The sequence below is a fragment of the Halostella litorea genome (genome assembly GCF_004785955.1).
GTDB classification, from domain to species: Archaea; Halobacteriota; Halobacteria; order Halobacteriales; family Natronoarchaeaceae; genus Halostella; species Halostella litorea.
Genome location: NZ_SJER01000001.1, coordinates 209,878 through 223,000 on the forward strand (window position 1 = coordinate 209,878; position 13,123 = coordinate 223,000).

Genomic DNA, 13,123 nt, shown 5'->3' on the forward strand with positions numbered 1-13,123 from the left:
CGATGTCAGGAAACGCTGCTATCGTCGGCGGTGGGACGACCGATTGGGGCGAACGCGACGCCACGTGGAAGGATCTGGCCCAGGAGGCCGGGAAGGCGACGTTCGACGACGTCGATGGCCTCGAACCCGACGACGTCGAGGGGTTGTTCGTCGGGGCCGTGCAACCCGAACGGTTCGCCTTCCAGAGCCACGTCGCTCCCCTCGCCGCGGAACTGCTCGGCATCGACGCCAACAAGATGATCGCCCGGACGGAGCTTGCGTGCGCCAGCGGGCAAGCGGCGCTGCGGTACGCGTGGCTGGCGATCGCCGCGGGCCAACTGGACGTGGCGCTCGTGTTGGGCGTGGAGAAGATGAACATCGGGAAGGAGTACATGCCCGAGATGCAGTCGAACATGACGAACGTGCTCGACCGGGAGTTCGACGGCGTCAACGGCCTCAACGGCCCCTCACACTTCGCCCAGTTCGCCCAGCGACACATGCACGAGCACGGCACCACGCGCGAACAACTCGCCATGGTGAGTGCGAAGAACAAGAACCACGCAGCGGAGACCGACTTCGCTCACTACTCCCGGAACGTGAGCGTCGACGACGTTCTGGATTCGTACCCCATCGCGCCGCCGCTGAACCTGCTTGACTGCAGCGGCATAACCGACGGTGCGACGGGCGTTCTCGTCGTCAGCGACGAGAAGGCGGCGGAGCTGGGTGTCGACACGGCCGCCTACATCACCGGCAGCGGTCAGTCGTGCATGTCGAGCAATTCGATAAACAACCTCCCCTCGATCACGACCTGGCCGCAGGCCGGGGAGGCCTCACGGGAGGCCTACGATCAGGCCGGAATCGAGGACCCGCTCGAGGAGATCGACGTCGCGGAGGTCCACGACTGCTTCTCGATCAGCGAGATCATCGAGTACGAACAGCTCGGCTTCTGCGAGGAGGGTGAAGGCGGCGAGTTCATCGAGGAGGGCCGAAGCGAACTCGACGGCGACGTCGCGGTCAATCCCCGCGGCGGACTGCTCGGCTGCGGGCATCCGCTCGGTGCGACCGGCGTTTCGCAGGCCCTGGAGGTATACCGCCAGTTCGCTGGCGACGTGCCGAGCAGCCGCGCCGTAGCCGGCGACCCCGACACGGGGCTGATCCACAACCTCAGCGGGAGCGGGTCGGTTCACAGCGTCATGACGCTCGGGAGGGATCCACAATGAGCGACGACAACGCGACCACCGACCCGGCTGCACTGCCCGACGGCGGCGAGGAACCGCCGAGAGAAACGGTCTCGGTCCCCGACGAGGTCGAGCTCCCGCGGCTGCTCGACTTCTACGAGCTACAGGACCCCGAACACACGCGGATCCACCGGTTTTACGACGAACTCCGGGACGGCGAGTTCAGGACCACTCGGTGCCGGGACTGTGACTCGCTTCACTTCCCGCCGCGGATCGTCTGTCCCGAGTGTCTGAGCGACGACCTCGCGTACACGGACCTCCCCCACGAGGGCGAGATGCACTCCTTTACCGAGGTTCGGGGGACCGCCGCGATCGGCATGAACGAGGACACGCCGTTCGTCGTGGGCGTCGTCGATCTCGGGCCGGTGAAGCTCTCCGCCCGCATCGACGACGCCTCCCACGAGGACCTCGAGATCGGAAGCCCGGTTCGGCTGAAGATCGTCGACATCGACGGGCCGCGGGAGCAAGACCGGGTCTTCTACCGGTTCGTACCGGTGTAAGTGGCCCGATTCCGTGGGGATCGGGCTGCAGTCACGTCCGGTCGACGAAGCGGACGATGCACTCGGCTATCTCCTCCGGAGCGTCCTCCTGAAGGTAGTGGCCGGCGTTCGATATCCAGCGGTCCGGTTGTTCGGTCGCCGTCGGGAACAGCGCTCGCAGGTCGTCCCGGGCATTACGGGTGATCGGATCGCCGTCCGAGAACAGCACGAAGGCCGGCTTCTCCCAGGACCCGAGTCGCTCTCTGGCGGCCGCAGTCAGGGAGCCCCCGTCACCGCCACCCCGACGAGGGACCATCTTCGGCCACTCGTAGGCGCCGGCCTTCTCGGCTTCGCTCCCGTATGGGGCGTCGTACGCCGCGACCTCGGCGTCCGACAGTTTGCGCGCGGTTCCGTTCCGGACGAGTCGACCGATCTCTAGCTCCGACGCCGACTCAACGAAGTCGTGGAAGCGATGCCACTCCGCGGGCATCTCCTGGTCACCTGTCGGGAGATCGGTGTTCATCGGTACGAGCCGAGCGAACCGTTTGGGATGGTTTGCCGCGGCGGTCAGGCCGAGCGCCCCGCCCCAGTCCTGACAGACCAACGTGATGTTCGAGAGGTTCAGTCGCTCGATGAAGGTGGTCAGCGCGTCGTAGTGGAGGCGGAAGTCGTACTCCTCGCGCTCCGTGTACTTGTCCGAGCGTCCGAAGCCGATAGCGTCCGGGACGACGACCCGCCCCCGATCGGTGAGGCGGTCGATTAGCCCCCGATAGAGGTAACCCCACGTCGGTTCACCGTGCAGACAGAGAAACGTCTCCGGCCCGTTACCGGGCGCGTCGACGTAGGCCATTTCCGGGTCGCCGACCGCGACGCGTTCGACGGGATAGTCGTAGTCCGGAACCTTCGTAAAGCGGTCCTCCGGCGTCGAGACGAGCGGCATCTCACTTGACTTTCCGCTCCTCCTCGTCCCAGTGCTCCTCGCGGAGCTCGTACTTCTGGATCTTGCCGGTGGACGTCTGGGGGAGGCTCTCCCGGAACTCGACGCGGGTCGGGCACTTGTAATGTGCCAGCCGCTCGCGGCAGAACTCGATGAGTTTCTCCTCGTCGAGGTCCGACCCCTCACGTTTGACCACGAGCGCCTTCGGCGTTTCACCCCACTTCTCGTGAGGGACGCCGATGACCGCCGCCACTTGCACGTCGGGGTGGTCGTAGATGGTGTCCTGTACCTCGATGCTGGAGATGTTCTCGCCGCCCGAGATGATGATGTCCTTCTTCCGGTCGACGATGGTTATCATGCGGTTCTCGTCCCACGTCGCGATGTCGCCGGTGTGGAACCACCCGTCGACGCGGTCGTGGAACGCCCGCTCGGTCGCGTCGGGCTTGTTCCAGTAGCGGTCCAGCACCTGATTGCCGCGCGTGATCACCTCCCCCTTCGTCTCGTCGTCGTACGGGACGTCCTCGCCGTCCTCGTCGACGACCCGGATCTCGGTGTTCAGCGTCGCGAAGCCGGGCTTGTTGATGATGTCGTACTTGTCGCCCCGGTCGATCTTGCGCCGCGAGTTGCTCGTCGTGATCAGCGGTCCCGTCTCCGTCGCCCCGTAGGCGTGGATGATCCGCCAGTCGAGTTCGTCCTCGGTACGCCGGATCGTCTGCTTCGGCGGCGGACTCGCCGCGGTTTCGACGCGGACCGGCATGTCCCCGGTCGAGGGAACGTCCGCGTCCTCGTAGTACTCCAGCAGGAGGTTGAGCACCGTCGGCGCGCCCCCGAGGAACGAGATGTCGTACTCGTTGACCCGTTCGAACACCTCCGCCGGGTCGAACTCGCGGAGGATGACGTGCGTTCCCCCGATGCCGGTGAGACCGTAGATGTGCCCCCACCCGTTGATGTGGAACATGGGGGAGGTCCACAGCAGGTTGTCGTCGTCCTCGAACTCCACGTGGTGGGCGTGAACGAGCGCGTGGTAGTGCTGGATACGGTGCGTGTGAACTACCCCCTTGGGGTCGCCGGTCGTCCCGCTCGTGTAGAGTATGGTGGCGTCGTCGTCCTCGCTGATGTCCGGGCGTTCGAACGCGTCGGGGTCGGCCCCGTCCAGAGCGGCTTCGTAGTCGTGCCACTCCGAGACGTCTCCCCCCTGCTCGGCGTACCGTTCCGCGTCGTAGACGACCCACTCCTCAACGTCTTCCTCTCCCTGCAGATGTGCGAGTTTCTCCGCGAAGCCGTAGTCGGCGATGACGACGTCGGGGTCGCAGTCGTCGATGAGGTAATCGTACTCCTCGGGCTGGAGGCGGAAGTTCAGCGGAACGAACAGAGCGCCCATCTGCATCGTCGCGTAGAGCGTCTCGATGAAGTAGTGGGAGTTCGGCGAGAGCAGGGCGACGCGGTCCCCCTTCTCGACTCCCCAGTCGGCCAGCGCGTCGGAGAGCCTGTCGATACGCTCACCCAACTCCCCGTACGTGTACTCCGTCCCGTCGTCGGCGACGACTCCGATATCGTCACCGAACAGGTCGACCGCCCGGTCCAAATAGTCCGTCGTGAGTAGTGGTTTGCGCATGGATGCTCACCCGTTATCAGCCTGTCGTGGGGAGGCGTCCGAAACCACGTTGCCACGAGTTGCCTTCCCACATCCTATCCCGAGTGTTGTTTACATACTCATTTAAAACTTCGGTATAGATTTCCATTGTAATTCTGAATAGGCAAATGAAGAAACTAAGTTAATGTCGAGGTGGATCGAGCCCCGTCCGACCGGGGTCACTCGTCAGCGCTGAGTCTGTCTCCACCGACGTACAACGTCCCCGGGTCGATTCCCTGCTCCGTCGCGAAGGGTTCGTGGTACTCCATCAACTGAAAGAGGACGCCGGTGTCGTTGCGAGGGGAGACGAACGCTTCGGTCCAGCCCTCGTAGGACCGCCTGTCGACGACATCTACGTCCGCAGCGCCGAGCGTGTCGATCACCGCATCGATATCCGCCACTTCCAGCGTCACGTGGTGCAGGCCCCGTCCGTGACGGTCCAGGAAGTCCGTGAGAAACGATTCCTCGGCGATCGGTTCGATCAGTTCGATTCGGGAGGCGTCCCCGAGTCGATAGTAGGCGTAGCGAAATCGGTCCTCGACGGTGTCGTCGATGAGTTTCTCGCAGCCGAAGGTGGTCAACAGCGGTTCGGCGTCTTCGACCGATTCGACGGCGATGCCGACGTGGTCTACCCGGATGTTCAGGTCTTCCGCGGCCATTCGTACATCATAATTCACAACCATCTACTAAAATGGTCCCGTCGAAACGCCCGTCCCGAAGGCCGGGAGACGCCGAACTCGCAGCGGGCACACGCCGGGGAGCGAACGACCGGGACGGCGGGCACATTGCCGCATCGACGGCGGGCATCCCCGCCTCGCAGTTTTTATATGGTGGCCCGTCCGTGTCGATACTTGTAAGAATGTTCAGGAAGGTTCTCGTGGCGAACCGCGGGGAGATCGCCGTCCGCGTGATGCGGGCCTGTGAGGAACTGAACATCGGCACCGTCGCCGTCTACAGCGAGGCCGACAGGAACGGCGGGCACGTCCGCTACGCCGACGAGGCGTACAACGTCGGCCCGGCGAAAGCCAGCGAGTCCTACCTGGACCAGGAGGCGATCATGGAGGCCGCCCGGAAGGCCGACGCCGACGCCATCCACCCCGGGTACGGCTTCCTCGCCGAGAACGCCGAGTTCGCGGCCCGGGTCGAGGACAGCGAGATCACCTGGGTCGGCCCGTCGAGCGACGCGATGGAGCGGATGGGCGAGAAGACGAAGGCCCGAAAGGCGATGGCCGCCGCCGACGTGCCGATCGTCCCCGGGACGACCGATCCCGTCGACGACGTGTCCGAGGTCGAGGACTTCGGCGAGGAGCACGGCTACCCCGTCGCCATCAAGGCGGAGGGCGGCGGCGGCGGCCGCGGGATGAAGGTCGTCGAGAGCGCCGACGAGGCCGCCGACCAGCTGGAGAGCGCGAAGCGCGAGGGGGAGGCGTACTTCGACAACGACTCGGTCTACCTCGAACGCTACCTGGAGAACCCCCGGCACATCGAGGTGCAGATCCTCGCGGACGAGCACGGCAACGTCCGCCACCTCGGCGAGCGCGACTGTTCGCTCCAGCGCCGCCACCAGAAGGTGATCGAGGAGGGGCCAAGCCCCGCGCTGTCGGACGAACTCCGCGAGAAGATCGGCGAGGCGGCCCGCCGCGGCGTCAGCGAGGCGGGCTACACCAACGCCGGCACCGTCGAGTTCCTCGTCGAGGAGGAGGACCGCGACCCCGACGAGCCGCTCGGCCCGGACGCGAACTTCTACTTCCTCGAAGTGAACACCCGAATTCAGGTCGAACACACCGTCACGGAGGAGATCACCGGGATCGACATCGTGAAAGAGCAACTCCGCGTCGCGGCCGGCCAGGAACTCGACTTCGCGCAGGACGACGTGACGTTCGACGGCCACGCCATCGAGTTCCGGATCAACGCCGAGAACGCCGCCAACGAGTTCGCGCCGGCCCAGGGCGGCGAACTCGCGACGTACGACCCGCCGGGCGGCATCGGCGTCCGCCTCGACGACGCGCTCCGGCAGGGCGACGAACTCGTGACCGACTACGACTCGATGGTCGCGAAGCTCATCGTCCACGGGTCGGACCGCGAGGAGTGCATCTCCCGGAGCCTCCGGGCGCTGCGCGAGTACGACATCGAGGGCATCGTCACTATCGTCCCGTTCCACCGCCTGATGCTCACCGACGAGCGGTTCACGAACGGCACGCACACCACGAAGTACCTGGACGAGGAACTGGACCGCGACCGCATCGCGGAAGCCCAGGAGCAGTGGGGCACCGAGGACGCCGGGAGCGCGGACGACGACGAGGAGGTCGTCGAGCGCGAGTTCACCGTCGAGGTCAACGGCAAGCGCTTCGAGGTGAACCTGGAGGAACGCGGCGCGGCCCCGGTCGCCGTCGATTCCGGCGGCGGCGGTTCCGCGACCGCGGAGCGCCCCGACGCCGCCGGCGGCAGCGGGAGCGACGACGGCGGCACGGAGATCACCGGCGAGGGCGAGCGGGTGACCGCGGAGATGCAGGGCACCATCCTCGACGTCAACGTCGCGGAGGGCGACGAGGTCGCCGCCGGCGACGTGATCTGCGTGCTGGAGGCGATGAAGATGGAGAACGACATCGTCGCCGAGCGCGGCGGGACGGTCACGCAGGTCGCCATCGACGAGGGCGACAGCGTCGACATGGGCGACGTGCTGGTGGTGCTCGACTGACGCGACCGCTCGCGCGCCGCGGTTACTGGACCGCACGTGGCCGCACCGTCCTCGCCGGCCGGGACCACGGAAAGACAACGTTTTTCCACATTCGTTCTGACACGAAAACGAATGGCCGAGGACATGCAGTTCTGCATCGAGTGTGGCGAGAACCTCCCGGACTCGGCGGCGTTCTGCCCGAACTGCGGCCTGAACGTCGACGAGGCGCGGGCGTCGACCGGCGGCGCGTCCGGAGGCGGTGGTGCGACGACCGGCGGCGGGAGCCACTCGGGGACGCCGTCCCGCGGGTCCGGGGGCGCGGGCCGTGACGCCCAGCGCTCCGAGGAGGCGTACTCCGAGGACGTCCGGGAGTCGCTCGTCGAACAGGGCGAGCAGATAAGCTTCGTGGCGCTCCTGTTCATGGGCCTGGCCGGGGGGCTGTTTGTGGTCGCGGCGTTCGTCCCGACCTGGTACATGAAATGCGCCGAGATGGGGCGGTACGGTTACGACTGTGCGAGTTACGCACCCATGGACGTTCCGGCACAGTGGCGGGGCTGGGTCGTGTTCTGGGGCGGTCTGGTGTTGCTCTCCCTGGCCGACGAGTACGCGAACCTCGGCGTGTTCGGCTCCTGGCGGATCAAGAAGTCGAAGCTCCTGCTCATCGCGGGCATATTCGGGATGGCACCACACGGCGCGCTCCAGCCGGCCAACGGCAACCTCCAGCTCGGCGGTGCCGTCATCCTGACCGCCGGGACGCTGATGCTGCTGTACGCGATCCCGACGATGGTCTGGCAGTGGCTGTTCGACAAGCGCATCGGCAGGCGGTAGCCGGGCCGACTTCGCGCCCGCCTCGGCCCCGGCGAACCTCTCAGCGGACCACAACGAATTTGCGGTCGCGTCCGAACGTCTCCCCCATGCAGGCGACCGGCACGGACGCGTCGGCGTATCGGGAGTACCTCACCGCCGTGGGCGAACGGCTCCGGTCGAAGGGGTTCTCCGAGCGCGACGACTCACCGGAGAACTACGACGCGACGGTGTTTCACCGGCGGAAGGTCTCGATAAAGAAGCTCGGCTACGTCGACACCTTCGTCGTCGTGGCGCGGTTCGACTCGGCGACCCCGGACCGCGCCGAGGCGTTCAGCAAGGCCGCCTTCGAGTACGGCCTCGCGAACAAGTCGCTGTTCCCGCGGATCATCGGCACCGCGCTGGTCGTCTACCCCGTCGTCGTCGGCGAGCGCTTCGACGACGCCCTCCTCGACTGGGTCGGCTCCTACCGGAACAACCACCTGTCGGCCTACGAGTTCCCGGTCGCCGTCGACCCCACCCACGGCCGCACGTTCTACAACCCCTCGAAGTCGTTCATGGGGTGGATCCACTACGGCGACTTCCAGCAGTTCGCCGACGAGCAGATCGGTCCCGTCGGCGGGACGAGCGGGGGCGCCTCCGACACGTCCGACCCGGACGTACAGGTGAACTACTGCCCGAGTTGCGGGTCCGAGACCGCTCCCGACGCGAAGTTCTGTGGCTCCTGCGGGACGGAACTGTAGCTGCTGGCCGGCGGAAACGGCGCGCGGAACGTTCACGATTTACGAACGGTTTTGGCGCTCTCCCCCGACGGTCCCCGCATGGAGAAAGTCGCCATCGACGAGGTCGACAACCAGGTCAACCCGCTCGGGGTCCACAGCGTCCGCAAGCCGGTGTCGGGGGCGCTCGGGACCGAGCACTTCGCGATGAACTACTTCGAACTGGACGCCGGCGAGTCCTTCTCCGGCGGGCTTCACGCCCACGGCGACCAGGAGGAGGTGTTCTACGTCGAGTCCGGGACCGCGACGTTCGAGGTCGGCCTCGACCGCGAGGCGGTCACCGTTGAGGCGGGGGAGCTGATCCGGTTCCCGCCCGGGCAGTTCCAGAAGGGGTACAACGACGGCGACGAGCGCGTCGTCGGCTGGGCGCTGGGCGCACCCGGCGCGACCCACGACTGGGACGAACTGCAGTCCAGAGTGTACTGCCCGGACTGCGAGGCCGAGCGGACCCACGACGTCGACCTGGTCGAGGGCACGTTCGAACTCACCTGCACCGAGTGCGGCGCGGTGCAGGGCTGACGCGCTACGACCCGCCCGTGAGCGTCACGTCGCCGGTGTCCGTCCGGACGGTCAGCGAGTGCGTCCCCTCGCCGACCGTCGCCTCGAAGCTATTCTCCGTTTCGACGCGGTCGACCTCGCCCAGGTTCTCGACGACGATGTCGCCGGTGTCGGACGTGACGGTCACCGCGGCGTTGATGGCCTCGGTGAAGGCGAGCGAGACGTCGCCGGTGTCGGCCTCGACGGACGCGTTCCCGCCGACGGTGGCCGCCGTCACCTCCACGTCGCCGGTGTCGGCCTCGATGTCGCCGAGGCCGTTCACGCCGGTCGCCCCGACGTCCCCGGTGTCGACGGTCGCGTGCAGGCGGCCCGAGACGACGTTGACCCGCTGGTCGCCCGTGTCGCTCCGCGTCGTGAGGTCGCCGTCGACGGCGGTCGCCCGGATGTCGCCCGTGTCCGTTTTCAGTTCGGTCGGGCCGGCCACGCCGTCGACCCCGACGTCAGCCGTGTCTGCGCTGACGTCCGCCACCTGAAACGCCTCCGGCACCGCGATGTCGAGCACCGCGATCGGGGACGGCGACAACCGGAGCAGGCCGTTCTCCGTCTCCCGGTCGACGGTGACCGTTATCCGCCCGCCACTCCGTTCGACGCGGACGTCGACGCGGTCCAGCCCGTCCTCGCCGGCGGCGCGTTTCGTCCCCTCGACGCGGACGTCGTCGCGGGCCTCCCCCGAGACGGAGACGTCGCCGACGGCACCCTCGACGACCAGGGCGTTCGCGTCGTCGACGGCCATCGTCTCCGTGACGGTCTCCTCCGCTTCGCGGGAGGTCGAGATACAGCCGGCCAGCCCGCCCAGCGCGGCGGTCACGCCGCCCGCGAGCAGGGTTCGTCTCGTCAGCGTATCGCTCATACGTCCCGATCCGTGTGGACGTCCATTAAAACCGGACCGGGTGTCGTTCGCGCGGCAACGCTGGAAAAGACATTTATAGTAGAACCGCTCCCCGGCTCGTCAGGCGTTCGACCGCTCGCACATACTTATACGTACCACCGACATATCCCGACCCATGCTCGAACCGCTTCGGCCCGTCCTGTTCCGGGTGCTTCAGGTCCAGCCCGACTCGGGGTTCCACGTCGACATCGACCTTGGCACCGGCCTCGGCGGGGGCGCGGTCGGCGCGTTCCTGACGACGCTCGCCGTGGGGGCGATCATGATCGCTGTCGTCCCGGAGTACACGGAGCGCATGATGGAATCGCTGGCCGACGAGCCGGTGGACGCGCTCGTGTACGGGCTCGCCTGTCTGGTCGGCCTGGTGCTCCTGATCGTCTTGCTCGTGTTCTCCCTCATCGGCATCGTGGCCGCCGTCCCGCTCGCGCTGGTCGCGTGGCTCGCGTGGGCCGTCGGCTCCGCCGTCGCGTTCCTCACCATCGGGGAGCGGCTGGTCGGCCGGGACGACGGCTGGCTGAAGCCGCTCCTCCTCGGCGCCGTCATAAACGGCGGCCTCGCGGCCACCGGGGTCGGCGGCATCATCGCGTTCGTCGTCGGTGCCGCCGGCTTCGGCACGGTGCTTCAGTCCCAGCTCGGCTGACGTGACCGCGGGGGGACCGTCGCCACACGGCCGAGTCGCCGCCGCTACGGACCTGTCCGGGCACCCATAGGTTTATTCGCGTTTCGTGTCTCTCCCGACAGGTGAGCGGCCCAGCGAAGTCGATGGCGCTCCTGATGGTCGTCTGTGCGGTCCCGATAGCCGGGCTTGCGGCGTACGCGTTCAGGAACCGTGAGAAACCGGGCGCACGCGGGTTCCTGCTCTGTCTCGTCGGCGAGGCCGGCTGGTCGGTCATGCTCGCGACGATAACGTGGCCGGACCTGATACTGCCGGTCCATCTCAACACCGCCCTGCGGTTTCTCTTCCAGTCGCTGGTCATCCTGGGCTGGCCGCTGCTCGTCTGGGAGTACACCCGGCGCGGCCGGGTCCACCTGCGCCCGAGCCGCGTCGCCGCCCTCCTCGCCGTCCCCGTCGCCACGATACTGCTGACGGCGACGAACCCCGCCCACCACCTCGTCCTCGCCGCCGAGTCGCCCGCGAACCCCACCGGAATCAGCGACCTCGTCCTCGGTCCGGGGTATCTCGCACACGTCGTGTTCGCCGTCGCGCTGGTCACGCTCCCCGTGGGCGTGCTCCTGAGCGACCTGCGCTCGGCCCACGGCGACCACCGCCGCCAACTGCTGTTGTTGCTCGCCGGCTGGGCCGTCGGCGTCCCGGGTGCGCTCCAGACGCATCTGTTCAGAACGATCGACTGGATCCCCCTGTACGTCGACCTGACGCCGGTCACGTTCATCGTCGCCACGGGCCTCTAGGGGGCGGCCGTGTTTCGCTACCGGCTGTTCGGCATGGTGCCGGTCAGCCGCCGGACGACGGTCGAGACGATGGCCGACCCCGTCGTGTCCGTCGACGCCGACGGCACGGTCGTGGACAGCAACCCGGCCGCACAGCGCCTCTTCGGCGTCGACCGGCGACCCGTCGGGACCCACCTCTCCGAGTTCGCCCGCGACCACCCCGAGATCATCTCGCTGTACGAGCCGAACATGGAGCGGACCGAGGAGGTCAGCCTCGACGCCGACGGCCGGACCAGACACTTCTCCTTTCACCTCCGGCCGATCGAGCAGGGCGGCTCCGCCACCGGCTCGCTCATCGTCCTCCGGGAGGTGACCCGCCTGCGGGAGCGCGAACGCGAACTCGACCTACTCAAGCAGGTCTTCTCGCGCGTCTTCCGCCACAACATCCGGAACGAACTCACCGTGTTGAACGGGGAGGCGAGGGCGATAGCGGAACTGGACGAGTCGGGGACGTTCGCCGAGCCGACGGGGCGCATCCTCGTCTCGACGAACCAGTTACTCGCCCACGCGGAGAAGGCCATCAGCTTCCGGCGCGTGATCGACGCCGAGCCGACGGCCGTGCGCACGGACCTCGGGGCGGTGGCGGCCGAGCAGGTGCGGGCCGTCCGGACCGACTATCCGGACCTCAGTATCGAGACCGACCTGCCCGACGACGTCCACGTCGACTGTCACCCGGCCGTCGGGAAGGCCGTCCGGGAACTGCTGGACAACGCGGTCCGGCACCACCCGGGCGACGTCCGCGTCAGCGTGACCGTTCGACGGGACGGGGCGACGGGCACGCTCGTGGTAGCCGACGACGGGCCGGGGATCGACCCCCACGAGGTGGCGACGCTGGAGGCCAACGAGGAGTCCGACCTGCAACACGGCTCCGGTGTGGGGCTGTGGCTGGTCGACCTGATCGCCCGGAAGTGCGACGGGACGTTTACGATCGACGCCGACTCGCCGCTCGGCGGAACGCGGGCGAAGCTTTCGTTCCCGCTTGCGGCACCGGACGATGGGGAAACCGACGCTGGGGCGGTGTCGTAGCTCCCGCCGGTCGGTCAGAAGCCGCCCCTCGTGACGACGGCGTCGAGCGGCTTCCGGCCGTTTGGCTCCTCGTGGTCCCGGAGGTCGTCGGGCAGCGTGTCGGGGGACGCGCGCTCGCCGATGGCGACCATCACCTCCGCGACGTAGTCATCGGGCGCGTCGAGCGCGTCGCTCGCGGCCTCGTGGTCGAACCCGCCCATCGGGTGGACGACGAGGCCGCGCCGGGTGCCTTCCAGCGCGAGGTTCTCCCACGCCGCCCCGGCGTCGAACGAGTGCGAGGACAGCGAGCGCCCGTCGTCGCCGGTCGTCGTCGAAAACAGCACGGCGAGCACGGCGGCGTCGTCCGCCCACCGCCGGTTGGAGTCGTTCACGAACCCCCGGAACGTCTCCCAGGCCTCGTCGCCGCGCGCGGCGTACGCGAACCGCCACGGCTGGCTGTTTCGCGACGACGGGGCCCAGCGCGCCGCCTCGAACAGCGGAAGGTACTCCGACTCGGGCAGCGGCTCCCCCGTCATCGCGTACGCCGACCACCGGTTGACGAACAGCGGGTCTATCTCGTGTTCGGGCTCGCGGGTCGCCGCGACCGCCTCGCGGAGCGACCGCGTCTCGGTCCGTTCCATTACGGGGGAGTAGCCGCGGCCGAAGTATACGCGCTTCGTCCTCGGCAGTCCCGTCCGA

General features: G+C 67.6%; 14 protein-coding genes. 9 read left to right on the forward strand and 5 right to left on the reverse strand.

Annotation, left to right across the window (positions count from 1 at the left end):
• The first annotated feature begins 2 nt into the window (after window positions 1-2).
• Window positions 3-1,199: a thiolase C-terminal domain-containing protein gene (locus EYW40_RS06515; protein ID WP_135820826.1), complete on the forward strand. Its 1,197-nt coding sequence runs from the start codon at window positions 3-5 to the stop codon at window positions 1,197-1,199.
• A complete protein-coding gene (locus EYW40_RS06520; protein ID WP_135820827.1) occupies window positions 1,196-1,717 on the forward strand; it encodes a Zn-ribbon domain-containing OB-fold protein in 522 nt (173 codons plus the stop codon). Before EYW40_RS06515 ends, EYW40_RS06520 begins: the two co-directional genes overlap by 4 nt.
• 31 nt (window positions 1,718-1,748) lie before the next feature.
• Here the strand turns inward: EYW40_RS06520 and EYW40_RS06525 are convergent, their stop codons facing one another.
• From EYW40_RS06525 to EYW40_RS06535, 3 genes are all read right to left on the reverse strand, one after another.
• A complete protein-coding gene (locus tag EYW40_RS06525; protein WP_135820828.1) occupies window positions 1,749-2,636 on the reverse strand; it encodes a haloalkane dehalogenase in 888 nt (295 codons plus the stop codon).
• A gap of 1 nt (window position 2,637) precedes the next feature.
• Complete coding sequence (locus EYW40_RS06530; RefSeq protein ID WP_135820829.1) at window positions 2,638-4,248, reverse strand: long-chain-fatty-acid--CoA ligase; 1,611 nt, start codon at window positions 4,246-4,248, stop codon at window positions 2,638-2,640.
• 197 nt (window positions 4,249-4,445) lie between these two features.
• Window positions 4,446-4,925: a VOC family protein gene (locus EYW40_RS06535; RefSeq protein WP_135820830.1), complete on the reverse strand. Its 480-nt coding sequence runs from the start codon at window positions 4,923-4,925 to the stop codon at window positions 4,446-4,448.
• A 200-nt stretch (window positions 4,926-5,125) separates the two neighbouring features.
• Between EYW40_RS06535 and EYW40_RS06540 the strand changes: the two genes are divergently transcribed.
• The 4 genes from EYW40_RS06540 (at window position 5,126) to EYW40_RS06555 (ending at window position 9,045) form a co-directional block, all read left to right on the forward strand.
• Window positions 5,126-6,964, forward strand: a complete 1,839-nt coding sequence (locus EYW40_RS06540; protein WP_135820831.1) for an acetyl-CoA carboxylase biotin carboxylase subunit — start codon at window positions 5,126-5,128, stop codon at window positions 6,962-6,964.
• 111 nt (window positions 6,965-7,075) lie between these two features.
• Window positions 7,076-7,771, forward strand: a complete 696-nt coding sequence (locus EYW40_RS06545) for a zinc ribbon domain-containing protein (protein WP_135820832.1) — start codon at window positions 7,076-7,078, stop codon at window positions 7,769-7,771.
• An 86-nt stretch (window positions 7,772-7,857) separates the two neighbouring features.
• Window positions 7,858-8,490 (forward strand): zinc ribbon domain-containing protein, encoded by a 633-nt coding sequence (locus EYW40_RS19535; RefSeq protein WP_161973168.1) that lies wholly within the window; start codon window positions 7,858-7,860, stop codon window positions 8,488-8,490.
• Window positions 8,491-8,568: 78 nt separating this feature from the next.
• Window positions 8,569-9,045, forward strand: a complete 477-nt coding sequence (locus EYW40_RS06555) for a cupin domain-containing protein (protein WP_135820834.1) — start codon at window positions 8,569-8,571, stop codon at window positions 9,043-9,045.
• Between the two features lie 4 nt (window positions 9,046-9,049).
• Here the strand turns inward: EYW40_RS06555 and EYW40_RS06560 are convergent, their stop codons facing one another.
• Complete coding sequence (locus EYW40_RS06560; RefSeq protein ID WP_135820835.1) at window positions 9,050-9,934, reverse strand: DUF4097 family beta strand repeat-containing protein; 885 nt, start codon at window positions 9,932-9,934, stop codon at window positions 9,050-9,052.
• Window positions 9,935-10,088: 154 nt separating this feature from the next.
• Here EYW40_RS06560 and EYW40_RS06565 point away from each other — a divergent pair, with 154 nt between their 5' ends.
• The 3 genes from EYW40_RS06565 to EYW40_RS06575 all read left to right on the forward strand — a co-directional run bounded on the left by EYW40_RS06565 (window position 10,089) and on the right by EYW40_RS06575 (window position 12,445).
• Window positions 10,089-10,610, forward strand: a complete 522-nt coding sequence (locus EYW40_RS06565) for a DUF8173 domain-containing protein (protein WP_135820836.1) — start codon at window positions 10,089-10,091, stop codon at window positions 10,608-10,610.
• 101 nt (window positions 10,611-10,711) lie between these two features.
• Window positions 10,712-11,380 carry a histidine kinase N-terminal 7TM domain-containing protein gene (locus EYW40_RS06570; protein WP_135820837.1) on the forward strand — a complete coding sequence of 223 codons (669 nt, stop codon included), beginning with the start codon at window positions 10,712-10,714 and terminating at the stop codon, window positions 11,378-11,380.
• Between the two features lie 9 nt (window positions 11,381-11,389).
• Entirely contained in the window at window positions 11,390-12,445 is a 1,056-nt protein-coding gene (locus tag EYW40_RS06575; protein ID WP_135820838.1) for a sensor histidine kinase, read from the forward strand.
• A 14-nt stretch (window positions 12,446-12,459) separates the two neighbouring features.
• Here the strand turns inward: EYW40_RS06575 and EYW40_RS06580 are convergent, their stop codons facing one another.
• Window positions 12,460-13,065: a nitroreductase family protein gene (locus tag EYW40_RS06580; protein WP_135820839.1), complete on the reverse strand. Its 606-nt coding sequence runs from the start codon at window positions 13,063-13,065 to the stop codon at window positions 12,460-12,462.
• Window positions 13,066-13,123: the final 58 nt, after the last annotated feature.